General features: G+C 72.3%; 22 protein-coding genes. 6 read left to right on the top strand and 16 right to left on the bottom strand.

The window, feature by feature from the left end; genetic code table 11:
- Positions 1–32: 32 nt before the first annotated feature.
- Positions 33–593, bottom strand: a complete 561-nt coding sequence (locus tag ACFYQQ_RS38550) for an acyl-CoA thioesterase (protein WP_355783257.1) — start codon at positions 591–593, stop codon at positions 33–35.
- Between the two features lie 108 nt (positions 594–701).
- On the opposite strand from ACFYQQ_RS38550, the gene ACFYQQ_RS38545 reads away from it, so the two are divergent.
- A complete protein-coding gene (locus tag ACFYQQ_RS38545; protein WP_355783260.1) occupies positions 702–1,979 on the top strand; it encodes an LCP family protein in 1,278 nt (425 codons plus the stop codon).
- A 73-nt stretch (positions 1,980–2,052) separates the two neighbouring features.
- Here ACFYQQ_RS38545 and ACFYQQ_RS38540 read toward each other — a convergent pair whose 3' ends face one another.
- Positions 2,053–3,210 carry an acyl-CoA dehydrogenase gene (locus tag ACFYQQ_RS38540; protein WP_355783263.1) on the bottom strand — a complete coding sequence of 386 codons (1,158 nt, stop codon included), beginning with the start codon at positions 3,208–3,210 and terminating at the stop codon, positions 2,053–2,055.
- 185 nt (positions 3,211–3,395) lie between these two features.
- On the opposite strand from ACFYQQ_RS38540, the gene ACFYQQ_RS38535 reads away from it, so the two are divergent.
- Positions 3,396–4,739: a UDP-glucose/GDP-mannose dehydrogenase family protein gene (locus ACFYQQ_RS38535; RefSeq protein WP_355783267.1), complete on the top strand. Its 1,344-nt coding sequence runs from the start codon at positions 3,396–3,398 to the stop codon at positions 4,737–4,739.
- Between the two features lie 103 nt (positions 4,740–4,842).
- Here the strand turns inward: ACFYQQ_RS38535 and ACFYQQ_RS38530 are convergent, their stop codons facing one another.
- A complete protein-coding gene (locus tag ACFYQQ_RS38530; protein ID WP_355783266.1) occupies positions 4,843–5,340 on the bottom strand; it encodes a CGNR zinc finger domain-containing protein in 498 nt (165 codons plus the stop codon).
- Between the two features lie 99 nt (positions 5,341–5,439).
- Here ACFYQQ_RS38530 and ACFYQQ_RS38525 point away from each other — a divergent pair, with 99 nt between their 5' ends.
- Positions 5,440–5,799, top strand: a complete 360-nt coding sequence (locus ACFYQQ_RS38525; protein ID WP_355780246.1) for a VOC family protein — start codon at positions 5,440–5,442, stop codon at positions 5,797–5,799.
- Between the two features lie 33 nt (positions 5,800–5,832).
- Here the strand turns inward: ACFYQQ_RS38525 and ACFYQQ_RS38520 are convergent, their stop codons facing one another.
- The 4 genes from ACFYQQ_RS38520 to ACFYQQ_RS38505 form a co-directional block, all read right to left on the bottom strand.
- Entirely contained in the window at positions 5,833–6,957 is a 1,125-nt protein-coding gene (locus ACFYQQ_RS38520; RefSeq protein WP_356173061.1) for a dipeptidase, read from the bottom strand.
- A gap of 115 nt (positions 6,958–7,072) precedes the next feature.
- Positions 7,073–8,251 (bottom strand): dipeptidase, encoded by a 1,179-nt coding sequence (locus ACFYQQ_RS38515; RefSeq protein WP_388907179.1) that lies wholly within the window; start codon positions 8,249–8,251, stop codon positions 7,073–7,075.
- 5 nt (positions 8,252–8,256) lie between these two features.
- A complete protein-coding gene (gene purE, locus ACFYQQ_RS38510; RefSeq protein ID WP_355785588.1) occupies positions 8,257–8,796 on the bottom strand; it encodes a 5-(carboxyamino)imidazole ribonucleotide mutase in 540 nt (179 codons plus the stop codon).
- The gene (locus tag ACFYQQ_RS38505) at positions 8,793–9,932 is read right to left on the bottom strand and encodes a 5-(carboxyamino)imidazole ribonucleotide synthase (protein ID WP_355785585.1); all 1,140 of its coding nucleotides are present in this window, start codon (positions 9,930–9,932) and stop codon (positions 8,793–8,795) included. The genes purE and ACFYQQ_RS38505 overlap by 4 nt, the downstream gene beginning before the upstream one ends.
- 189 nt (positions 9,933–10,121) lie before the next feature.
- Between ACFYQQ_RS38505 and ACFYQQ_RS38500 the strand changes: the two genes are divergently transcribed.
- Entirely contained in the window at positions 10,122–10,661 is a 540-nt protein-coding gene (locus tag ACFYQQ_RS38500) for a GtrA family protein (protein ID WP_355785582.1), read from the top strand.
- A 37-nt stretch (positions 10,662–10,698) separates the two neighbouring features.
- Here ACFYQQ_RS38500 and ACFYQQ_RS38495 read toward each other — a convergent pair whose 3' ends face one another.
- A complete protein-coding gene (locus ACFYQQ_RS38495; protein WP_355785579.1) occupies positions 10,699–11,973 on the bottom strand; it encodes an ATP-binding protein in 1,275 nt (424 codons plus the stop codon).
- A 119-nt stretch (positions 11,974–12,092) separates the two neighbouring features.
- Positions 12,093–12,770 carry a response regulator transcription factor gene (locus ACFYQQ_RS38490; RefSeq protein ID WP_355785576.1) on the bottom strand — a complete coding sequence of 226 codons (678 nt, stop codon included), beginning with the start codon at positions 12,768–12,770 and terminating at the stop codon, positions 12,093–12,095.
- Positions 12,771–13,345: 575 nt separating this feature from the next.
- Between ACFYQQ_RS38490 and ACFYQQ_RS38485 the strand changes: the two genes are divergently transcribed.
- Positions 13,346–14,842 carry an oligopeptide:H+ symporter gene (locus tag ACFYQQ_RS38485; protein WP_355785574.1) on the top strand — a complete coding sequence of 499 codons (1,497 nt, stop codon included), beginning with the start codon at positions 13,346–13,348 and terminating at the stop codon, positions 14,840–14,842.
- A gap of 181 nt (positions 14,843–15,023) precedes the next feature.
- Here the strand turns inward: ACFYQQ_RS38485 and ACFYQQ_RS38480 are convergent, their stop codons facing one another.
- The 6 genes from ACFYQQ_RS38480 to ACFYQQ_RS38455 form a co-directional block, all read right to left on the bottom strand.
- Complete coding sequence (locus tag ACFYQQ_RS38480; protein WP_355787027.1) at positions 15,024–16,307, bottom strand: hypothetical protein; 1,284 nt, start codon at positions 16,305–16,307, stop codon at positions 15,024–15,026.
- 38 nt (positions 16,308–16,345) lie between these two features.
- A complete protein-coding gene (locus ACFYQQ_RS38475; RefSeq protein WP_388907173.1) occupies positions 16,346–17,452 on the bottom strand; it encodes a hypothetical protein in 1,107 nt (368 codons plus the stop codon).
- Positions 17,449–18,384, bottom strand: coding sequence for a hypothetical protein (locus tag ACFYQQ_RS38470; protein WP_356173047.1), 936 nt, complete (start codon positions 18,382–18,384; stop codon positions 17,449–17,451). The genes ACFYQQ_RS38475 and ACFYQQ_RS38470 overlap by 4 nt, the downstream gene beginning before the upstream one ends.
- A gap of 102 nt (positions 18,385–18,486) precedes the next feature.
- Positions 18,487–19,224: an LPXTG cell wall anchor domain-containing protein gene (locus tag ACFYQQ_RS38465; protein WP_388907169.1), complete on the bottom strand. Its 738-nt coding sequence runs from the start codon at positions 19,222–19,224 to the stop codon at positions 18,487–18,489.
- Between the two features lie 349 nt (positions 19,225–19,573).
- The gene (locus ACFYQQ_RS38460) at positions 19,574–20,110 is read right to left on the bottom strand and encodes an ATP-binding protein (protein ID WP_356173041.1); all 537 of its coding nucleotides are present in this window, start codon (positions 20,108–20,110) and stop codon (positions 19,574–19,576) included.
- Between the two features lie 233 nt (positions 20,111–20,343).
- Entirely contained in the window at positions 20,344–20,712 is a 369-nt protein-coding gene (locus tag ACFYQQ_RS38455) for an STAS domain-containing protein (RefSeq protein ID WP_355792397.1), read from the bottom strand.
- Between the two features lie 238 nt (positions 20,713–20,950).
- Here ACFYQQ_RS38455 and ACFYQQ_RS38450 point away from each other — a divergent pair, with 238 nt between their 5' ends.
- Positions 20,951–21,874 (top strand): RNA polymerase sigma factor SigF, encoded by a 924-nt coding sequence (locus ACFYQQ_RS38450; protein ID WP_355792394.1) that lies wholly within the window; start codon positions 20,951–20,953, stop codon positions 21,872–21,874.
- Positions 21,875–22,257: 383 nt separating this feature from the next.
- Here ACFYQQ_RS38450 and hutI read toward each other — a convergent pair whose 3' ends face one another.
- Positions 22,258–23,433: an imidazolonepropionase gene (gene hutI / locus ACFYQQ_RS38445; RefSeq protein ID WP_388907164.1), complete on the bottom strand. Its 1,176-nt coding sequence runs from the start codon at positions 23,431–23,433 to the stop codon at positions 22,258–22,260.
- Between the last annotated feature and the right edge of the window lie 59 nt (positions 23,434–23,492).

The following is a 23,492-nucleotide window of genomic DNA, read 5'->3' as shown; positions in this document are numbered from 1 at the left end:
GGTGCGGGCGCCGGCCCGGCGGCCGCACGGGGTCAGTCGTCCAGGCCCTCGGCGGCGCGCTTCTCCCGCAGCTCCATGATCGCGCGGCGCCGGGCGAGCCGGTGCGTGCGGCGGATCTGCGCCTCCTGGTAACGGCGCTCGTCGCGCTCCGTCTCCGGCAGCACCGGCGGTACCCGGCGCGGCTTGCCGTCGGCGTCGACGGCCGCGAAGACGAGGTAGGCGGAGCCGACCTGGGTGGCCGGGGCGGACTCGTTCCAGCGCTCGGCCAGGACCCGGACGCCGACCTCCATGGAGGTCCGGCCGGTCCAGTTCACCTGGGCCTTCACATGGACGAGGTCGCCCACGCGGACCGGCTCCAGGAACGCCATCTCGTCCATGGAGGCGGTGACGGCGGGTCCGCCCGAGTGCCGTCCGGCCACCGCGCCCGCCGCGTCGTCGACCAGTTTCATGATCACGCCGCCGTGCACCGTGCCCAGCAGGTTGGTGTCGGCGTGGGTCATGATGTGGCTGAGCGTCGTCCGGGACGCCGAGGTCGGTTTGCCGGGAATGTCGTCCGGGGCTGCTGATTCCACGGCGGGGGCCTGGTCTGTCATGGCCTCCACCTTATGCCGGGCCGATATGTGTCAGCTTCGCAACAGCACTGGCCCTATTTTCCTTCGAACCTTGTAAGGCACGTGGTACGGCACTGCACACTGGGCGGCATGAACGATTGGCCCGACGGGTGGTCCGACGACAACCGCAGCAACCGGTACGGCGGCGGCAGCGCGAGCGCCCAGCCCGAGAGCGCACGTGTGATGCGCCAGGTACGGCGTCCGGCGACCCCCGGGTCCGGCCGGTCCGCGCCGCCGTACGGCGGGGTGCCGCAGCAGCCGACGTACGTCGACGGCCAGGGCTACGACGAGGGGCCGGGCCATGACGGCTACAACACCGGCCAGGTCTACGGGACGCCGGACGGCGGCGGCCCGGGCGGCCCGGGCGGCCGGGGCCCGCGCTCCGCACCGGACTGGCGCAGGCGGATCAAGTGGACCGCGCTGACCCTGGTCACGCTGCTGGTCGTGGTCTCCGTCGGCACGTACTTCTGGGCCGACTCCAAGCTCCACCGCGACGTCGACCTCTCCAAGGTGATCGACCGGCCGGAGGCGGGCGAGGGGACGAACTACCTCATCGTCGGCTCCGACAGCCGCGCCGGGATGTCCAGCGAGGAGAAGAAGAAGCTGCACACCGGGTCCGCCGAGGGCAAGCGCACGGACTCGATGATGATCCTGCACACCGGCGGCAACGGCTCCACGCTGATCTCCCTCCCCCGCGACTCCGACGTCGAGATCCCCACCTTCAAGGGCTCCGAGTCGGGCAAGACGTACCAGGGCACGGGCCGGCACGTGAAGCTGAACGCGGCGTACGCGGAGGACGGGCCCGAACTCCTGGTCCGCACGGTCGAGTTCAACACCGGCCTGCACATCGACCACTACGTGGAGATCGGCTTCGCGGGCTTCGCGAACATCGTCGACTCGGTCGGCGGCGTGGAGATCGAGATCCCCAAGGGCGGCATGAAGGACACCAAGTCCGGTGCCGACTTCGAGGCGGGCAAGCAGACCCTGGACGGGCAGCAGGCACTCGCCTTCGTGCGCACCCGGTACGCGCTCGCGGGCAGTGACCTGGACCGTACGAAGAACCAGCAGAAGTTCCTGTCGGCGCTGGCCAACCAGGTCGCGACGCCGGGCACGATCCTGAACCCGTTCAAGCTGTACCCGACGATGAGCGCGGGCCTGGACACCCTGATCGTGGACAAGGACATGGGCCTGTTCGACCTGGGCGACATGTTCTGGGCGATGAAGAGCGTCAGCGGCGGCGAGGGCACCTCGATGAACATGCCGATCTCGGGTTCCACCGGCGGCAACCTCGTCTGGGACAAGGCCAAGGTGAAGACCCTGGTGAACGAGCTGAAGAACGACGAGAAGGTGACGGTGTCGGGCAACTGAGCCCCGCCGCACCGCACGAAGAGGGCCCCGCCGGTCGCACCGGCGGGGCCCTCTTCGTGCACGGGAGGAGCGGTTACGGCAGATTGCGGGCCATGACGATCCGCTGGACCTGGTTCGTGCCCTCGTATATCTGCGTGATCTTCGCGTCGCGCATCATGCGCTCGACCGGGTAGTCGCGGGTGTAGCCGTAGCCGCCGAGCAGCTGGACGGCGTCCGTGGTGACCTCCATGGCCACGTCGGAGGCGAAGCACTTGGCGGCGGCGCCCTGGAAGGTGAGGTCCTTGTCGCCGCGCTCGGACTTGGCCGCGGCCGCGTAGGTGAGCTGGCGGGCGGCCTCGATCTTCATGGCCATGTCGGCGAGCATGAACTGGATGCCCTGGAAGTCGGCGATCGGCTTGCCGAACTGCTTGCGCTCCTGGACGTAGCCCTTGGCGTAGTCCAGGGCGCCCTGCGCGATGCCCAGCGCCTGCGCCGCGATGGTGATGCGGGTGTGGTCCAGGGTCTTCATGGCGGTGGCGAAGCCGGTGCCCTCGGCGCCGATCATGCGGTCCGCGGGGATGCGCACGTTGTCGAGGTAGACCTCGCGGGTCGGGGAGCCCTTGATGCCGAGCTTCCGCTCCGGGGCGCCGAAGGAGACGCCCTCGTCCGACTTCTCGACCACGAAGGCGCTGATGCCCTTGGAGCGCTTCGTGGGGTCGGTCACCGCCATGACCGTGTAGAACTCGCTCACGCCGGCGTTGGTGATCCAGCGCTTCACGCCGTTGAGGATCCAGTGGTCGCCGTCGCGGACCGCCTTCGTCTTCATGCCCGCGGCGTCCGAACCGGCGTCCGGCTCGGAGAGGCAGTACGAGAACATCCCCTCGCCCTTGGCGAGCGGGGTCATGTACCGCTTCTTCAGGTCCTCGGAGCCGGAGAGGATCACCGGGAGCGAGCCCAGCTTGTTCACCGCCGGGATCAGGGAGGAGCTGGCGCACACCCGCGCCACCTCCTCGATCACGATGACCGTGGCCAGCGCGTCGGCGCCGGCGCCGCCGTACTCCTCGGGCACGTGCACCGCGTGCAGGTCGTTCGCGGTCAGGGCGTCCAGCGCCTCCTGCGGGAAACGGGCTTCCTCGTCCACCGCGGCGGCGTACGGCGCGATCTTCGCCTCGGCCAGCGCACGGATCGCGTCCCGGAGCATGTCGTGCTCCTCGGACGGGCGGTACAGGTCGAAATCAGCCGATCCGGCCAAGGTCTCTCACGCTCCAAGGACGCTAATTACCGTTAAGTAACCCAAATTTTAGAGGTCCGCCCACCCGAGTGATACGTGAGCTTGGCGACAGGGGGAAGTTGCCCGGTGAGGGGCCCCGTCACGCCCCGACTATGCTCGGGCCCGCACTGCAGAACGAAGTCCGCCTGGAAGCACGGGAGCACCGCATGGCCCTCAAGATCACCGTGATCGGCACCGGCTATCTCGGCGCCACGCACGCCGCGGCCATGGCGGAACTCGGCTACGAGGTCCTCGGTCTCGACGTGGTGCCCGAGAAGATCGAGATGCTCCAGCGGGGCGAGGTCCCGATGTACGAGCCCGGTCTGGAGGAGCTGCTCCGCAAGCACGTCGCGGGCATCGAGGGATCCAGCGGCCGGCTGCGCTTCACGATGGACTGGGCCGAGGTCGGCGCGTTCGGCGACGTGCACTTCGTCTGCGTGAACACCCCGCAGAAGCACGGCGAGTACGCCTGCGACATGTCGTACGTCGACGCCGCGTTCGAGTCGCTCGCCCCGCATCTGCGCGGCCCCTCGCTGGTCGTCGGCAAGTCGACCGTGCCCGTCGGCTCGGCGGACCGGCTCGCGGCCCGGCTGGCGGAGCTGGCGCCGGCCGGCGGGGACGCCGAACTGGCCTGGAACCCGGAGTTCCTTCGCGAGGGCTTCGCCGTGCAGGACACGCTGCACCCCGACCGCATCGTCGTCGGCGTCCGCAGCGAGCGCGCCGAGAAGCTGCTGCGCGAGGTCTACACGACGCCCGTGGCCGAGGGCTCGCCGTTCGTGGTGACCGACTTCCCGACCGCGGAGCTGGTGAAGACCTCCGCGAACTCCTTCCTCGCCACCAAGATCTCGTTCATCAACGCCATGGCCGAGGTCTGCGAGGCGGCCGGCGGTGACGTCGCCAAGCTGGCCGAGGCCATCGGGCACGACGACCGGATCGGCAGGAAGTTCCTGCGCGCCGGGATCGGCTTCGGCGGCGGCTGTCTGCCCAAGGACATCCGCGCCTTCATGGCCCGCGCCGGCGAGCTGGGCGCCGACCAGGCGCTGACCTTCCTGCGCGAGATCGACTCCATCAACATGCGCCAGCGCGGCCAGATGGTGGAGCTGGCGCGCGAGGCGCTCGGCGGGGGTTCCTTCCTGGGCAAGCGGGTCGCCGTGCTCGGCGCGACCTTCAAGCCGGACTCCGACGACGTACGGGACTCCCCCGCGCTGAACGTCGCCGGGCAGATCCACCTCCAGGGCGGCCAGGTCACCGTCTACGACCCGAAGGGCATGGCGAACGCCCGCCGGATCTTCCCGACGCTCGGCTACGCCGACTCGGCCCTCGAAGCGGTGCGCGGCGCCGACGTGGTCCTGCACCTGACGGAGTGGCGCGAGTTCCGCGAGCTGGACCCGGCCGTGCTGGGCGAGGCGGTCACCGCCCGGCTGGTCCTGGACGGCCGCAACGCCCTCGACCCGGAGCTGTGGCGCCGGGCCGGCTGGACGTACCGCGCGATGGGCCGGCCCACGGCGTAGCGCCCGCACTCGGGAGAACGCCGGTCCGGCCGAGGCTCAGTCGGCCGGACCGGCGTCCTCGCACATTCTCCCCCGCCGCGCCCCGGGGCGTGGCCACAAGCCGCTACTTCGCGCGGTAGCGGCGCATCTTCGCGCGGGCCCCGCAGACGGCCATGGAGCACCAGCGGCCCCGCCCCGCCGGGCTGCGGTCGTAGTACGCCCAGTGGCAGTCCGGTGCCTCGCAGGCCTTGAGGCGGAGCCAGGTGCCCTCCACGAGCGCCTGTGCGACCGCCGCCGCCACCCGGGAGGCCAGCGGCGCCGGGTCGGCCGCGGTGAGCGAGGCGGCGCCGTCGCCGTCCACCGTGACCACCAGGGGCGCCTCCGCGAGCAGCCGGCCGAGCGGGGTCACCTCGCGGTGCGGCGGATGCCCGGCGTGGGCCAGGCACACCGCGCGCAGCGACTCGCGCAGTTCGCGCGCCGCCGGCCCGTCCGCCTCCGTGAGACCGAAGGGCGCCCGTCCCTCCTCCGTGTCCAGCCGGTCGGCGCCCGAGTCGATGTCCAGGGTGTTCACCAGCGCCTGGACCAGGGCCAGGCCGCCGGGTGCGGGCGCACGGTCATTCATGCTTGCGACGTTACCTCCTATGCGGGAGCATGCAGTAACCGTTACTGGTTACCCGCCTCTACAGGTAACCGCATTCCGCAGGTGACACAGGAGGAAGTCATGGCTCTGGCCGAACTGGGCGCCGTCGTCCTGGACTGTCCCGACCCCCGCGCCCTGGCCGGGTTCTACGCCGAGGTGCTCGGCGGCACGGTCGAGGGCGACGGGGAGTGGGTGGACCTGAAGGTGCCGGGCGGCCGGACGCTGGCGTTCCAGGCCGCGCCCGGATTCGTACCGCCGAAGTGGCCCGCCGCCGAGCACTCCCAGCAGTTCCACCTGGACCTGATGGTCCCCGACCTGGACGCGGCCGAGAAGGGCGTGCTGGCACTCGGCGCCAAGCCGCTGGACACCGAGGACCGCTCCCGCACCTTCCGGGTGTACGCCGATCCCGCGGGGCATCCGTTCTGCCTCTGCGCCTGCTGACCGGCCGGCCGTGGCGGGGGCGCTCCGCCCGCCTCAGCTGTCCAGTTCGGAGATCTTCGCCGTGGACGGCTCGCGCCGGGACTGCGCGGCGCGGGCCGTGAAGTCGGCGTTGCGCAGCACCCGTTGGACGTTGCCCCAGGTGAGCAGGGCGATGTCGGACTCGGGCCAGCCGCGGTCCAGCAGCTCCGCCACCAGGCGCGGGTAGCAGGAGGTGTCGGCGAGGCCGCGTGGGTGCGCCGCCCCCGTGTCGTACGTCCCCGAGAGGCCGACGCACTCGGGTCCCGCGAGCGCGCGCACGTGGTCGAGGTGGTCGGCCACGTCCGCCACCGAGGGGCCTGTCTGCTCGGCCGTCAGCGGTACCAGGCACAGTCCGTGGGCCGCCCCCAGCTCGGTCAGCACGTCGTCGGGCAGGTTGGCCGGGTGGGGGCGCAGCGAGCGGGCCGCGGACCGGACGAAGACCACCGGCGCCTTGGAGACCGCGAAGGCGCGGCGGACCGTGGCGTCGGAGGCGCCGGAGAGGTCCGGGAGCACGCCCAGGCGGTTCATCTCGCGGACCACCTCCTCGCCGAAGCGGGTCAGGCCCGTCCCGCTCGCCCAGCTGGTGCCCGTGAGCGTCAGGAAGCGCAGCCCGAGGCCGCGCAGCGCCCGCAGGATGCCCAGGGAGTCGCCGAGCGCGGGGGCGCCCGCGGGGCCGAGCAGCACGGCGATGCGGCCGCAGTATCGGGCGTCGGTGATCTGGCCCGCGCTGTACGCGAGGCGCAGGCCCTCGGGGTGCGCCTGCACCACCGTCTTCACCAGGTCGATCTGGTCGAGGGTCGCGCCGACGGCCCGGTCGCCGGCCAGCCCCTCGGGCAGGTGCAGCGACCAGAACAGCGCGCCCACGTGCCCCGCCCGCAGCCGCGGCACATCCGTGTCCAGGGCGCTCTCGCCCAGCTCCAGGTCGTACCAGGGCAGGTGGCGCAGCGCCCAGGGCAGACCCGTGTAGCCGTCGGCGACGGGGTGCTCGGCGAGCAGGGTGTGGGCCCGCTCCAGCACGTCGGGGGAGACGGCGGGCTCCTCCTCGGCGTGCCGTTGCGGCGCGGTCGCGGGCAGCGCGACGGGCCGGTCGAGTCCGCCCACCTCGGCGGTGCTGTGCAGGTCGTCCTGGAGGTCTGCCATGGCCGGCTCCGTACGTCAGCGTGATCGCAGTACGGTCACCGTCGCACGGAGGCCCCCGGGCTTCTCGGTGGATGGGGCGTTCGGGGGTACGGGCCCCCGAACGCCACGGGACCGCTCAGCAGTCCAGCTGCTCCAGGGTGGCGTTCGACGGGCCGCGGCTCGCCCGCAGGTCGCGGGACACGTCCTCGGCCGCGCCCAGCACCCGTACCGCGTTCTGCCAGGTCAGCTTGGCGAGGTCGGCGCGGGACCAGCCGCGGTCCAGCAGCTCCGCCACGAGGTTCGGGTAGCCGGAGACGTCGTCCAGGCCCTGGGGCGTGAACGCCGTGCCGTCGTAGTCGCCGCCGATGCCGAGGTGGTCGACGCCGGCGACCTCGCGCATGTGGTCCAGGTGGTCGGCGACCGCGGAGACGGTGGCGACGGGGCGCGGGTTCGTCTCCTCGAAGGCGCGGTGGACCTGCATGGCCTCGGCGGTGGTGTCGAGGTGGTGGAAGCCGTGCGCGCGCATGTTCTCGTCCGCCGCGGCCGTCCAGTCGACGGCCGCCTGGAGGACGAACTTCGGCACGAACGTCACCATCGCCACTCCCCCGTTGGCGGGCAGCCGCTCCAGGACGTCGTCCGGGATGTTGCGCGGGTGGTCGCACACCGCGCGGGCGGAGGAGTGGGAGAAGATCACCGGCGCGACGCTGGTGTCGAGCGCGTCGCGCATCGTCGTCGCCGCCACGTGCGAGAGGTCCACGAGCATGCCCTCGCGGTTCATCTCCCGGACCACCTCGCGGCCGAACGCGGACAGACCGCCGACGCGCGGCACGTCCGTCGCCGAGTCGGCCCAGGCGATGTTGTCATTGTGCGTGAGGGTCATGTACCGCACGCCCAGCGCGTACAACTGCCGCAGCGCGCCGAGGGAGTTGTCGATGGAGTGCCCGCCCTCGGCCCCCATCAGGGAGGCGATACGGCCCTCCTCGCGCGCCGCCTCCAGGTCCGCGGCGGTCAGCGCGGCCCGCAGGTCGGCCGGGTGACGGTCGATCAGCTGCCGTACGCAGTCGATCTGTTCGAGGGTCGCCGTCAGCGCGCCCGGCAGGTCCGAGCGCACGTACACCGACCAGTACTGGGCGCCGACCCCGCCCGCGCGCAGCCGCGCCAGGTCGGTGTGCAGGTGGGCGCTCTGGTCGGCGGCGATGTCGCGGGCGCCGAGGTCGTAGCGGACCTGCTCGCGCAGGGCCCACGGGAGGTCGTTGTGCCCGTCGACCACGGGGAAGTCGGCGAGCAGTTCGCGGGCGAGGTCCAGGGAGGACATCCGCGTCACTTCCCGAACCCGAAGCCGCCGCCCGCGCCTTCGACCTTGGTGCGCAGCCGCTTGCCCTTCTCGGTGGCCTGGTCGTTCAGCTCCTGCTGGAACTCCCGCATCCGGGCGAGCAGTTCCTCGTCGTGCGCGGCGAGGATGCGGGCGGCCAGCAGGCCGGCGTTGCGCGCGCCCCCGACGGAGACGGTCGCGACGGGGACGCCGGCGGGCATCTGCACGATGGACAGCAGCGAGTCCATGCCGTCGAGGTACTTGAGCGGCACCGGGACCCCGATGACGGGCAGCGGGGTGACCGAGGCCAGCATGCCGGGCAGGTGGGCGGCGCCGCCCGCGCCCGCGATGATCGCCTTGAGGCCGCGCTCCGCGGCGTGCTCGCCGTACGTGATCATCTCGCGCGGCATGCGGTGCGCGGAGACGACGTCCACCTCGTAGGGGATCTCGAACTCGTCGAGGGCCTTCGCGGCGGCCTCCATGACGGGCCAGTCGGAGTCGGACCCCATGACGATGCCGACCACGGGCGACTGCGGGGACGTGCTCATTCGGTGATCGTGCCTCTCAGATAGCCGGCTGCGTGCCGGGCGCGATCGAGGACGTCGTCCAGGTCGTCGCCGTAGGTGTTGACGTGGCCCACCTTGCGGCCGGGCTTCACGTCCTTGCCGTACATGTGGATCTTGAGCTTGGGGTCCCGGGCCATGCAGTGCAGGTACGCGGAGTACATGTCGGGGTAGTCGCCGCCCAGGACGTTGACCATGACGGTCCACGGGGCGCGCGGGCGCGGGTCGCCGAGCGGCAGGTCGAGCACGGCGCGGACGTGGTTGGCGAACTGGGAGGTGATCGCGCCGTCCTGGGTCCAGTGGCCCGAGTTGTGCGGGCGCATCGCCAGTTCGTTGACCAGGATGCGGCCGTCGCGGGTCTCGAACAGCTCCACCGCGAGGTGCCCGACGACGCCGAGCCGCTGCGCGATGCGCAGGGCCAGCTCCTCGGCCTCCAGGGCGAGGGCCTCCGGGATGCCGGGGGCGGGCGCGATCACCGTGTCGCAGACGCCGTCGACCTGCTGGGACTCCACGACGGGGTAGGCGACCGCCTGGCCGTGCGGCGAGCGCACCACGTTGGCCGCGAGCTCGCGCACGAAGTCGACCTTCTCCTCGGCGAGGACCGGGACGCCGGCACGGAAGGGCGCGGCGGCCTCCTCGGCGGAGCGCACGAACCAGACCCCCTTGCCGTCGTAGCCGCCGCGGACCGTCTTGAGGATCACGGGGAACCCGTCGCCCTCGGCGGCGAACCGGGCGACGTCCTCGACGTCGCTCACGATCCGGTGCCGGGGGCAGGGCACGCCGATCTCGGTGAGCTTCGCGCGCATCACGCCCTTGTCCTGGGCGTGCACGAGTGCGTCGGGGCCCGGGCGGACGGGGATGCCGTCCGCCTCCAGGGCCCGCAGATGCTCGGTGGGTACGTGTTCGTGATCGAAGGTGATCACGTCGCAGCCCCGCGCGAAGTCACGCAGCGTGTCGAGGTCGCGGTAGTCGCCGACGACGACATCACCCACCACCTGCGCCGCTGAGTCCTGCGGGGTGTCACTGAGGAGCTTGAACCTGATGCCGAGCGGGATGCCCGCCTCGTGTGTCATACGAGCGAGCTGACCCCCGCCGACCATGCCGACTACCGGGAACGTCACGCTCCAAGAGTATCGGCCACGCCGGAGCGGCCGGATCTGGTCCCTCCCCGACCCCCCTCCGAAGGGGTGCGAGGGCCGGTCTTTGCCCGCGTGTCCGCCCGTACACGGGCGCCGCCGGGGGCCGCTGGTTAGCATGGCTGGGTCGACGTATCCGAGGTACGCATCCGAACGACGGGGGCTGGCGACACGATGGGCAGTGGTTCCACGGACCTGCGCGCGCCCCGCAGCGCGGTGCGCGAGCGGTTCGACCGGCTCCTACGCGAGGTCGCCAAGTTCGGGGCCGTGGGCGCCCTGGGCACCGTGGTCAACTTCGGCGTCTCGAATCTGCTGTGGCACACCACCGACCTCCAGGCCGTCCGGGCGAACGTGATCGCCACGGTCGTCGCCATCGCCTGCAACTACGTGGGTTTCCGCTATTTCACCTACCGTGACCGCGACAAGAGCGCCCGGACGAAGGAGCTCACGCTCTTCCTGGCGTTCAGCATGGTGGGCCTGGTCATCGAGAACGGCGTGCTCTACGCGGCGATCTACGGCTTCGGCTGGGACAGCCCGGTGCAGCGCAACGTCTTCAAGGTCCTCGGCATCGGCATCGCGACGATGTTCCGGTTCTGGTCGTACCGCACGATGGTGTTCCGCTCGCTCCCGGTGAGCGAGCCGGTGCCGGGCGCGGAATCGATTCTCGGGTCCCGGCCGGAACAGGCCGGACGGCCCGCCCAGCGCGTGCCCTGATCCCGCCGGGCGGGCGTTCGTCGCACGAGCCCGCCCGTCAGCGGACCGTCGGCTCCTGCTCCCCCTCCGCGGGCCGCTTCAGCGGCGTACGGGACAGGAACAGGCCGAAGACCGGGGGCTGGGCCTGGAGCATCTCCAGCCGGCCGCCGTCGGCCTCCGCGAGGTCGCGGGCGACGGCCAGGCCGATGCCCGTGGAGTTGCGGCCGCTGATCGTGCGCTCGAAGATGCGGGCGCCCAGGTCGGCGGGGACGCCCGGACCCTCGTCGGTGATCTCCACGACGGCCTGGTTGCCGGTGACGCGGGTGCGCAGGGCGACGGTGCCGCCGCCGTGCATGAGGGAGTTCTCGATGAGGGCGGCGAGGACCTGGGCGACCGCGCCCGGGGTGCCGACCGCCCGCAGGTGCCGCTTGCCGGAGCTGACGATGGCGCGGCCCGCGCTGCGGTAGGCGGGTCGCCACTCGGCGAGCTGCTGCAGGATGACCTCGTCGAGGTCGAAGGAGACGGCGGAGCCGGTGCGCGGGTCGCGGGCGTTGGTGAGCAGCCGCTCCACGACGTCGGTGAGCCGCTCGACCTGGGTCAGCGCGATGGTCGCCTCCTCCTTCACCGTGTCCGGGTCGTCGGTGAGGGTGATCTCCTCCAGCCGCATGGACAGGGCCGTCAGCGGCGTACGGAGCTGGTGGGAGGCGTCGGCGGCCAGTCTGCGCTCGGCCGTCAGCATGCGGGCGATGCGCTCGGCGGAGGAGTCCAGGACGTCGGCGACGCGGTCCAGCTCCGGGACGCCGTAGCGCTTGTGGCGGGGGCGGGGGTCGCCCGAGCCGAGCCGTTCCGCCGTCTCCGCGAGGTCGGTGAGCGGGGAGGCGAGGCGGTTGGCCTGCCGTACCGCGAGCAGGACGGCGGCGATCACGGCGAGCAGCGCGACCGCGGCGATGATCATGAGGGTCCGGCCGACCTCGCGGGTGACCGAGGAACGCGGCTCCTCGACCGTGACCGTCTCGCCCTCCTCGCCGGTGGCCTTGGCGTGGATGACGTCGCCGGTGAGCGGTTCGCCGATCTCGATGGGCGCCTGCCCGGGGACGCGGATCACGGCGTAGCGGCCCTCGGCGACCTGGTCCCTGAGGATGTCGCCGCTGATCCGCTCGTCGCCGAGGATGCGGCTGTCCACGATGCTGGCGAGGCGCAGTGCCTCGGAGTCCACCCGTTCCTGGGCGCTGTTGCTGATGGTCCGGGTCTCGACGATGACGAGGGACACACCGAAGACGGCGATCACCACGAGTACGACGGCGAGCGTGGACTGGATGAGTCGTCGGCGCATGACCTGTCACCTGGGGAGCGGAGGGGCTGGGGCCGGCCCGTGCGGACAAGGGTCCCGTGGGGCCTGTCGGCCGGATCGGGCCGACCCGGGCGACAGGCCTAGGCCTTTGCGGACACGGCCTAGCTCTTCTCGAAGCGGAAGCCCACGCCGCGTACGGTCGCGATGTAGCGGGGGTTCGCCGCGTCGTCCCCCAGCTTCTTGCGGAGCCAGGAGATGTGCATGTCGAGGGTTTTGGTGGAGGACCACCAGGTGGTGTCCCAGACCTCGCGCATCAGCTGGTCGCGGGTGACGACCCGGCCGGCGTCCCGGACGAGGACCCGCAGGAGGTCGAACTCCTTGGCGGTGAGCTGGAGTTCCTCGTCACCCATCCACGCGCGGTGCGACTCGACGTCGATCCGCACGCCGTGGGTGGCGGGCGGCTGCTGGGGCTCGGCGGCGCCGCGCCGGAGCAGGGCCCGGACCCGGGCCAGCAGCTCGGCCAGCCGGAACGGCTTGGTGACGTAGTCGTCGGCGCCCGCGTCCAGGCCGACGACGGTGTCCACCTCGTCGGCGCGCGCGGTCAGGATGAGGATCGGGATGGTCTGGCCCTCGGCGCGCAGCCGCCTGGCCACCTCCAGGCCGTCCATGCCGGGCAGTCCGAGGTCCAGCACGACCAGGTCGACGCCGCCCTGGATGCCGGCGTCGAGCGCGGTGGGTCCGTCCTCGCGCACCTCCACCTCGTAACCCTCGCGGCGCAGGGCGCGGGCCAGCGGCTCCGAGATGGACGCGTCGTCCTCGGCGAGCAGTACACGGGTCATGGGCTGATGGTAGTCCGCCCCGGACGGGAGCCGGGGGGTGATCCGCAGGCGTGATTCTTACCTTCGTCCGGCGGGGCCGCGGCCCGTCTCCGGAGGCCGGTCCGCCGCGCGCTGTGACGCAAGTCGCCTGCGGCTGTGGGATGCGATCCTGGTGAAGACCTTCGAATAAACGTCTGCGGTTCCTTTCTTACCTGTGATCCATGTCTCAAGTCCTTCCATATGCCGCATTCACATGTCGTATGGTGACCAGACGCCTGTAGCACCACACGGGGACCTTTGGCGGGAGTTCGATGCTGAAGGTCTCTTTTGTGTGCGGGCTGGTGTTCGCCAGCCTTGAAAGGAATGACCTGTGGCCGGGCCCCGAGCGCATCGACGCGCGAAGGGGCGTGGATCCCGGTGGTCGTCGTCCACCGCTTCGTGACCCGGAGCGGACTCCCCTGGGCGTGGGGGCGGACGGTCGAGTCCCGCCGGTGCCGGCCGCCCCCCACCGGGCGCGCTCCCGCCCCCTGGTACCCGGCCGCGTCCGGGCCCGGGGGACCCCCCGTGCGGCACGCCCCGACCAGCAAGGAACGACCATGGCGTCCAGCCTGACGAAGGACTCGGTCACTCCGGGCACCCCCGGTTCCGAGAAGTCCTTCTTCGGCCACCCCCGCGGACTGGCCACTCTCTTCATGACCGAGATGTGGGAGCGTTTCTCCTACTACGGCATGAGGGCACTGCTCCCGCTGTACCTCGTCGCTCCCGGCGGCCTGCACCTCAGCGCGGCGACCGCGACCGCGATCTACTCGGTCTACCTGTCGCTGGTGTACCTGCTCGCCCTGCCGGGCGGCTGGTTCGCCGACCGTGTCCTCGGACCGCGCAAGACCGTCGCCGTCGCCGGCGCGGTCATCATGCTCGGCCACCTCACCCTGGCCCTGCCGAACTCCGGCACCTTCTACGCGGGCCTCGGTCTGGTCGCGATCGGCTCCGGCCTGCTCAAGGCCAACATCTCCACGATGGTCGGCCACCTCTACGACGGCCCGGACGACCCGCGCCGCGACGGTGGCTTCACCCTCTTCTACGTGGGCATCAACCTCGGCGCCTTCGCCGCGCCGCTGATCATCGGCACCATCGGTGAGAACGTCAACTGGCACCTGGGCTTCGCGCTCGCCGCGCTCGGCATGGCGCTGGGCCTGATCCAGTTCCTGCTCGGCAGCCGCCACCTGAGCGCGCGGTCCGACGTCGTCCCGACGCCGCTGTCCGCCGAGGAGAAGGCCGCAACGCTCCGCAAGTCCGCGATGTGGGCGGGCGTCGCCGTGGTGTTCTACGCGATCGTCGGCTTCTCCGGCCACTACACGCTGAACTGGCTGCTGGTCCCGATCACGGTCGCCGGTCTGCTGATCCCGGTCATGGTCATCGCGCGCATCAAGCGCGACAAGGAGCTGGACCGCGTCGAGCAGTCGAAGATGTCGGCGTACATCTGGTTCTTCGTCGCCGCCGCCGTGTTCTGGATGATCTACGACCAGGGCGGTTCGACGCTGTCGCTGTTCGCCGACACCTCCGCGGACAACAGCGTCTTCGGCTGGGAGTTCCCGGTCTCCTGGTACCAGTCGGTCAACCCGGTCATGATCATGGCCCTCGCGCCGGTGTTCGCCTGGCTGTGGCTGGCGCTGAACCGGCGCGGCAAGGAGCCGAGCACCGCGGTGAAGTTCGCCTCGGGCCTGATCCTCATCGGCGCGTCCTTCTTCCTCTTCCTGGCTCCCCTGACGATCGCCGAGGGCGGTCACAAGGCGGCCGCGCTGTGGCTGGTCGCGATCTACTTCGTGCAGACCGTCGGTGAGCTGACGGTCTCCCCCGTCGGCCTCTCGCTGACGACGAAGATGGCGCCCGCGAAGTACGCCTCGCAGATGATGGGCGTCTGGTTCCTGGCCGTCACCGCCGGTGACGCCACGACCGGTCTGCTCTCCATCGCCGGGGTCGACCTGAACAAGATGGGCATCGTGACCCTGGAGGCCACGCTCGCCGCGGTCGCCGGATTCGCGGTGTGGATGTACCGCAAGAAGGTCAAGGAGCTGATGGGCGACGTCCGCTGACGCGTCCACAGCCCGTGCGCTGACGCACGGCGACGGAGGGCCGCCGCACCGATCAGGTGCGGCGGCCCTCCGTCGTGTGCGGGCCCTCCGTCGTGTGCGGGCCCTCCGTCGTGTGCGGGCCCTTCGTCGTGTGCGGGGCCCCTCGCCGTGCACGGGCGAGTTTTCGCGGGTGCCGGGCCGGTCAGTGCGGCCGGCGGTGGGGCATGAACGTGAAGACCGCCCCGCCGAGCAGGAACACCGTCCCCGCGACCAGCCCGAGGGCCTTCAGGGCGCCGTGGGCCTCGGCGCCCGTCTCCGCGAGGCCGCCGCCGGACGCCGCAGCGCCGTTCGCGGTGCCGCCGCCCGCCGTACCGCCCGCCGCCGAGCCGCCGCCCGAGGCGCCGCTCGCCTGCTCCGTGGTGTCGAGGGTCAGGGAGACGGCCGTCTGCACCGGGGTGCAGGTGGTCGTCGTACCGAGGGCCCGCACGGTCAGCACGCCCGGCGAGAGGGTCGACTTCCCGCTCGCGCCCGGCTTGTAGGTGCCCGTCAGGTCGGGGACCTCGATCGGGTCGCCCGCCTTGATCGCCGAGGCGTTGGCCGGGCCCTCGACGTGCACCGTGCCCTTGTCCGCGCCGCCCAGGACGACCTCCATCGACGGCTTCACCGAGCCGGCGGGGATGTCGGCCGGGCTGTCCATCACGGACTTCCCGAACCGGACGGTGAGTCCGAAGCTCCCGCCGTCCTTCTTCGCGTCGATCCGCACGGGCGACGTCGCGTCCTTGTCGCCGATGGGGGTCTTGCAGGCGTAGGGGACGGACACCTCCTTGCCGGGGAAGTCGGTCTGCCCGCCGCCTCCGGTGGAGCCGCCCGTGCCACTGCCGCCCGTGCCCCCGGGACCGGTGGCACTGGCCGACGGCGTGCCCGTGGGCGGGGTCGCCGTGGGCTGTCCGCCCGTCGTGCCGCCCGGACTCCCGCCGCCCGCCGTCACCGTGATGGTCGCCGCGGACTTCACGGTCTCCTTCGGCGTGCACTTCGTGTCGGTCGACAGCGGCTTGCTGACGTTGATGGTGTACGCGTCGGGTGTGAGCGTCACCTCGCCCGCGGTGGTCAGCTTCAGCCTTCCCGTCATCTGGGACAGCTTCATGTCGCTGTTCTTGGGGATCGCCGGGTTGGTGCGCGGCCCCTCCATCGCGACGGCCGCCGTCTGCGCGCCCGCCGCCTTGAGGGTGCCCGTCGGCTTGACCGTGTCCTTGTCGAGGTCGAGGACGTCCGGGTTCCTGGACGCGGCCTGGACGAACGTCCAGGTGACCGTCACCTCGTCGCCGACCTTCGCCTCGGCCGGGGCGGTGATCTCCGCCTTCGTCGTGCCCTGGACCGGGGGCAGCCCCGAGATCGCGGGCGGCACGCACTCGGTCGCGTACGCCACCTCGGCGGCCTGGGCCGGGGCCGCGGCGACTCCCAGCAGCATGCCCGCGCCGCCGAGCATCAGCGCGACTCCGGCCGCGCCGGCTCTCCGTCTCCTGCTCACGTGTTCCCTCTCCTCGTCGGGGTCGTCGGACCGTTCTCGTGCGGTGCGGAGAGCTGAGGGGCCGCCGGGGTCCCCGGATCGGTGTCCGGCGTGAACCACGGCAGCGCCGGGGGCGCCGGGGCCGCCGGGGATCCAGATGCCGGTTTCGCGGACCGTGACCCGGACCGGCCCGGCCCCGGTGCGCGCGGGGCCCGTTCGGGCAGGCGCAGTCCGCGGTGCCGGCCGCCGCGCCCGGAGGTCCGGCGGGGCCGCACCCGGTCCACGACCGCCATGCCGGCGCGGAAGACGGCCGCCGGCACGACGACGCACACCAGGATCCAGAAGAGGGTCACTCCCCAGGGCCGGCCGACGCCCCACGGCTGCTCCGCCAGCACCCGGCCGCCGTACTTCAGCGAGACCGTGTAGTCGCCGTGCGCCCCGGCGGGCAGCTCCACCGGCAGGGAGACGCGCGCCTTGCGGCCCGGCGCGATCGTGCCGCGCCACTGCTGTTCCTCCCACCGCGGCGCGAACACGCCGTGCGCGGTGCCGACCTGGAAGACGGGGTTCCTGACCGGGGTCGTCCCGGTGTTGCCGACGGTGAACACCAGCCGGCGCGAGGGCGGTGAGCCGAACCAGGCCAGCAGCGTGCCGGAGCCGTCGAGTCGGGTGTCCGTCAGCACGGAGAGCCGGCCGCCCGCCGCCTCCTCCGGCAGCGGCTCGACCGAGTGGCCGGCGACCACGAGGACGGCGTCCGCCGCGGCCTTCGGGCCCGTGACGGTGGCGACGTGCACCACGCACGGGCACGGCCTCGGCGGTTCGACGACCGGGAGCCCGCGCTCGAAGCGGCCCCCGGCGTCGGTGGTGACGGCCCGGCCGTCCGCGTTGGCACAGGAGTTGGTGCCGCCGACCACTCCCCGCGACGGCACGGACTGGCCGCAGATCAGGATCATCAGCAGCCGCTTCGCACCCCAGTCGCTGCCCGAGACGGTGATCGAACCCCCCGCGCCCGCCTGGGACTTGGAGAGTCCGACGGACGGCCGGTCCGCCGCGACCGCGACCGGCCCGGACAGTGGGACCCATACGAACGCGAGGACGGCCAACAGCGCCGGAATGAGCACCTTCACGTCACCGCTCCCGTCAACTCGGCTTCCCTGCGGGCGTCTTGGGGCGCGCCGTCCGCCGTACGAGTGCGCCGCCGCCGTACGGCGACCAGGGCGGCGACGACCGCGAGGGCGCCCGCGACCGCGCCCACCGCACGCCAGGGCACGAAGCGCGCGGACGCGGACGCCGTGCCGCGCGCGCCGCCCCGAGCCGTCACCGTCAGCCGCACCTCGACGGCGTCGAGCGCCGGAGTCCCCGTCCACGGCTCGCTGAGGGTGATCCGGCGACCGGGCGGCAGCTCGACGGGCAGGGTGCGCGGCGGACGGTCGAGGAGGGCGCCGAGGAGTCCGTCGGCGTGCACGGCGAGCCGCGGAGTGAGCACGGTGGTACCGCGGTTGACGAGTTCGTACGAGATCCGGCCGGGGCGCACCGCGACGTGCTCGACGGTCAGCGCGGACAGCGCGGGACCGCCGACCCGCAGCCGGATCCGGACCGCCGAGGACCGGCCGCCGCCGGTGGCGCGGATCGTGCCGGTCCGGTCGCCGGGCGCCGCGTCCGCCGGGACGCTCAGCGTGAAGGGCACCTCGGCGCGGGTGTGCGCGGGGACCCGCACCGACACCGCGCCGACCGGGACCCGCCGCCCGCCGCGCGTCCCGGCGAAGCCGATCCAGGCACCGGCGTCCCGCGCCCGCTCGCCCCCGGTGCCGCCCGTGCCGTCGGTGGTCGCCCCGCGCAGCCGCACGGTGACCGGCCCGCCGCCCGGGTTCCGCACGGAGACGGCGTCCTGGAGGACCGTGCCGGGCTCGCCCTCCGCGTAGACGTACGGCCGCCCCTGCGGCGTGCTCGTGGACGGCACGACGGACCAGCCGTCCCCGGCCACGGCGCCGGGCGCGGCGGCCGCGAGCAGCAGACCGGTGAGACACAGCACACGCACGGCGCTGGGGGCGTACGGCATCGGCGGCTCCCGTGGGCAGGGGCGGCGCGGCGGGGTCCCCCGGGCTCCGGGGGCCCCCGCCGGGGTGGGGTGGGGCGTCCGGCGGGTCCGCTCGCGGCGGGCTCAGCGGCGCGCCGTCTGCTGCCTGCGGGTCAGCCACAGCGTGCCCGCGGCGCCCGCGAGCAGCACCGTGCCGCCGAGGGTGCCGAGGGCGACCGCGGAGTCCCCGGGGCCGGTCTGCGGGAGCCCGGCGTCGGAGCCGGAGCCCGTCCGCGCCTGGTCGGCGGGCGCTCCGCCGCCGCCCGCCGCCGTGACGTCGAGGGTCAGCGAGGGCTTCGGGTTGTTCGAGGGGGTGCACGTCGTGGTGGTGCCGAGCGCCTTGATGGTGAGCACGCCCGCGGTGAAGGTGACCTTGCCGCTCTTCTTCGGGGTGTACGTGCCCGACAGATCAGTGATCTTGATCGGCGTGTCGGCGGGGATGGCTGCCGGGTTGGCGGGGCCGGTCACTGCGACGGTGCCGCTGTCGGCGCCGCCCACCTTGATGACGGCACTGGGGTTCATGGCGCCCTTGCCCAGCTCCACGGGGCTGGAGGAGACGCCCTTCTGGAAGGACATGGTGAGCTTGTAGCCGGCGCCGCTCTTGACGCTCTTGATGTCGATGGGCGAGACGGCGCTCTTGTCGCCGATCGGCGTCTTGCACTGGTAGTCGACGTCCACCACGTCGGCCAGGGCGGCGGGGGCGGCCATCAGCACCGCCGAGCCGGCCAGGGCCGCGGTGAACGCGAGCGCGGCGGTCCGTTTCTGGTACGTCCGGTAGGACACCTCGAGTCCCCTCGTCGCCGGAGTTTTCTGACGGCACATCAGATCGGGCGCTCAAAGTACGCCCGGGGTCTCACGGAGGGAAGACAAAGTGCGCCCCGGATCCGGAGGAGATGCGGTGCGCGGAGGTGAGGAGCGGAGGGGGCTGCGAACCGCGGGTAACCCGAGGTGGGGATCGAAGGTGGCGCGGAGGCGGGGTGGCGGGGTGCGGTGGGGGCGCGTTCGCGCGGGCGGGCCTGCGGTGTCCTCACGCAGGTGGCCGCGGCTGCGTGGTCACGGGAACGCGGTCGTGCGGCCGGGCCAGGCGGCCGGACGGCGCGCGCGGGCCTGCCGCGCGCGGGGGTGCGGTCACGGGGGCCGGCTCACCTGGACGGGGGTCGGCCCGGCGGGCTCACGCGGGTGCGCCGAGCTCCGCCCAGACCGTCTTGCCAGCGACGCCGGGGGCGCGTACGACTCCCCAGTCCAGACAGAGCCGCTGCACGATGAACATGCCGTGGCCGCCGGGACGGCCGGCGCGGTGCGGGGTGCGCGGGGCGGGCTGGCCCGTGCCGCGGTCGGAGACCTCGATGCGCAGCACCTTGTTGTCGCACGAGATGAGGAGCTGGTCCGGCCCCTCGGCGTGCAGACAGGCGTTGGTGACCAGCTCGGAGACCACCAGCAGGACGTCCTCGGCGGCGGCGCGCTGGTCGGCGCCGTCGGCCGGCAGCCAGCCCCAGGCGTAGAGCGCCTGACGGGCGAAGTCCCGCGCCAGGGGCACGACTCCGCTCTCGCCCTCGAAGTCCAGTCTGCGGACCCTACGGGCGGCGGCGGGCACGGTCGCGCCCTGCTCGGGGGGCGCGGTCGCACCCGGTTCGGAGGCCCCGGAAGCGCCGCCGGTACCCGACTCCGGGCCGCGGTCGCCCGGCGGACAAGGCCGGGTGGTGCTCATCAGCGCTTCACCTCACCGATTCACCAGTTCGTGATTCAAGACTCAGTACGTTTGGATCTGCGGCGCAGTCGCCGGTTGAGCTGCCGACATGTGCGGGTGCCGACTTGTTCAGGATGTCTCCTGCCCGACCGAACCGTCCGAACACCCACTTGTTCGACACGGAACGTGTGACTCGGACAACGCGCCGGTCACACGGGGCCCCCGGCACGTGATCCGTCCGCCGGGTGGTCGGCCTACTCGGCCAGTGCCGCGTCCAGCGTCTCGTGGACGGTGAAGACGGCCTCCGCCCCGGTGATCTCGAAGACCCTCGCCACCACCGGCAGCATTCCCGCGAGATGGACCCCACCCCCAGCAGCCTCGGCCTTCAGCCGCGCACCGAGCAGCACGTTGAGCCCGGTGGAATCACAGAACTCGAGGCGTGAGCAGTCCACGACCAGCCGGGCGAAGCCCTTGGCCAGACATTCCTCGAGTGGCTCACGCAACAGATCGGCGGTGTGGTGATCCAACTCACCCGCCGGGGTCACGACGGCACTCGTGCCCTCTTCTCGCACTTCGACAAGAAGCCGGCCCGACTGTGCGCTGCCGACCGTCCCGCGGTCCATGCCGTCTCTCTCCCGACCGTCGTTGCTGTTGCCCGATGCTCACGAACCCTACGCCCTCCCTGCGCACCTTGGCACCCGAACAACCCCGCCAAAAAGGACATTTCACAAGGAAGCGCACTTGCGGTGGCGTCGCGAAACCGGGTAGGGCTAGTAGGGACACCTAATCGACACGGCCGGCTTTGGAGGCGCCGCACACCGCAGTGCACGTACAGGCATCGGCGGCCATATGCCGAGAACGATGGAGGACATCATGTCACCCCGGCTCGACGAATCGCATACCCAGAAGGCGACGTCGACACTCCCTCCGGACAGTCTGACGGGCGGGTCTCTCGCCGCCTCACCGCGCGAGGCCGACGGGCTCGCCGGCCTTCCGGAGATCCCTCCGTACGCAGAGGTGGGGCCGGTTGACGCACGGGCCCTGTCCAAGACTCTCTTCGAGCGGCTGGAGTCCCTCGAGGAAGGCACGTACGAGTACTCGTACGTCCGCAACACCCTGGTCGAACTCAACCTCGCACTGGTCAAGTTCGCCGCCTCCCGCTTCCGCTCCCGCAGTGAGCCGATGGAGGACATCATCCAGGTCGGCACCATCGGCCTGATCAAGGCGATCGACCGCTTCGAACTGAGTCGTGGCGTCGAGTTCCCGACTTTCGCGATGCCAACCATCGTCGGTGAGATCAAGCGGTTCTTCCGCGACACCAGCTGGTCGGTGCGCGTGCCGCGCAGGCTCCAGGAGCTCCGTCTCGACCTGGCCAAGGCGGGCGACGAACTCGCCCAGCAGCTCGACCGCGCCCCCACGGTGGGCGAGCTGGCGGAACGCCTCGGCATCACCAAGGACGAGGTCGTCGAGGGCATGGCCGCCTCGAACGCGTACACGGCCAGTTCGCTGGACGCCCAGCCCGAGGAGGACGACTCCGAGGGCGCGCTCGCGGACCGCATCGGCTACGAGGACCACGGGCTCGAAGGCATCGAGTACGTCGAGTCCCTGAAGCCGCTGATCGCGGAACTCCCCTCCCGGGACCGCAAGATCCTGTCCCTGCGCTTCGTCGCCGGCCTGACGCAGTCGGAGATCGGCGAGGAGCTCGGCATCTCCCAGATGCACGTCTCCCGGCTGCTGTCGCGGACCCTGGTCCGCCTGCGGAAGGGACTGACGGTCGAGGAGTGACCGCCCGAAGTCGTCGGCCGCGCCCGGATCCCCGCGAGGGGACCGGGCGCGGTTTCGTCTGTCCCTTGCTCCGGTCTCCGCCGGTCGTGGTGCCGGCGCTCGTGAGACACCTCACGCCGGGTGCGACGGACGGGGCGGGTGAGACACCTCACGCCGGGCGTGGCGCAGGGTGCGCGTGAGACACCTCACGCCGGGCACGACCGTCCATGCGACCCGGCACGCGTCGGGAAGTGCCCTCGTAGCCGGAAGGCGTGAGGTGCCCTCACGAGGCCCCGGGGCGGGCTTGGACGGGTCTGGCGGCCCCGTGGGCCCCCGAAGCCGCGGAGGCGCCTCCGGGACGCCTCCGGACGGCGCCGCGGCGCTGGCCTCGGCCGCCCCTTGCCTCAGACCTCGCGGACTCCGCGCCGCCACACCTGCGACACCAGCGGGACCCCGGGCCGGTAGGCCAGGTGGACGTGGCTCGGCGCGTCGAGCAGGGCCAGGTCGGCGTACGCGCCCGGGGTGAGGCGGCCGATGTCGTCCCGGCGCAGGGCCGCGGCGCCGCCGGCCGTGGCCGACCAGAGGGCCTCGTCCGGGGTCATCCCCATGTCCCGTACGGCCAGGGCGATGCAGAAGGGGACCGAGGACGTGAAGGACGAGCCCGGGTTGCAGTCGGTGGAGAGGGCGACCGTCGCGCCCGCGTCCAGGAGGCGGCGGGCGTCCGGCCACGCGGCGCGGGTGGAGAACTCGGCGCCGGGCAGCAGGGTGGCCACGGTCGCGCTGCCGGCCAGGGCGTCGATGTCGGCGTCCGTGAGGTGCGTGCAGTGGTCCGCGGACGCGGCGTCGAGCTCCACCGCGAGCTGGACCCCGGGGCCGTACGTCAGCTGGTTGGCGTGGACGCGGGGGTGCAGGCCCTTCGCCCGGCCCGCCGTGAGGATGGCGCGGGCCTGGTCGCCGTCGAAGGCGCCCTTCTCGCAGAAGACGTCGATCCAGCGGGCGTGCGGCGCGCAGGCGTCGAGCATCTCGCCGGTGACGAGGGCGACGTAGGCGGCGGGGTCGTCCGCGTAGTCGGGCGAGACGATGTGCGCGCCCAGGTAGGTCACCTCGTCGGTGTGGCGGGAGGCGATCCGCAGGGCCCGGGACTCGTCCTCGACGGTGAGGCCGTAGCCGGACTTGGTCTCGAAGGTCGTGGTGCCCTGGCGGAGCGCCTCGCGCAGATGGCGGACGAGGTTGCGCTCCAGGTCCTCGTCGCTCGCGGCCCGGGTCGCGGCGACCGTCGTGCGGATGCCGCCGACGCTGTAGGCGCGGCCGGACATGCGGGCGTTGAACTCCTCGGTGCGGTCGCCCGCGAAGACGAGGTGCGAGTGGGAGTCCACGAAGCCCGGGATCACCGCCCGTCCCCCGGCGTCGACCCGGTTGTCAGTGGCGGGTGCTTGTCTTGACTCACCGATCCACGCGACGCGGTCGCCGTCGATGACGACGGCCGCGTCGTGGATCAGACCGAGGGGGGATCCGTCACCGAGGGAGGGGTCGTTGGTGACAAGACGGGCGATGTCGGTGATGACGGTCGTGCTGCTCATGGCGTCCTCGTGGGCCTTGTCGGCGGTGTGGGCGGCGGTGGCTGCGGTGTCGGCCGGGG

This window comes from Streptomyces sp. NPDC005496 (assembly GCF_042872045.1).
Classification (GTDB): Bacteria; Actinomycetota; Actinomycetes; order Streptomycetales; family Streptomycetaceae; genus Streptomyces.
Note: the sequence above shows the minus strand (reverse complement) of the source record. Positions and strands in the feature narration are given on the sequence as shown.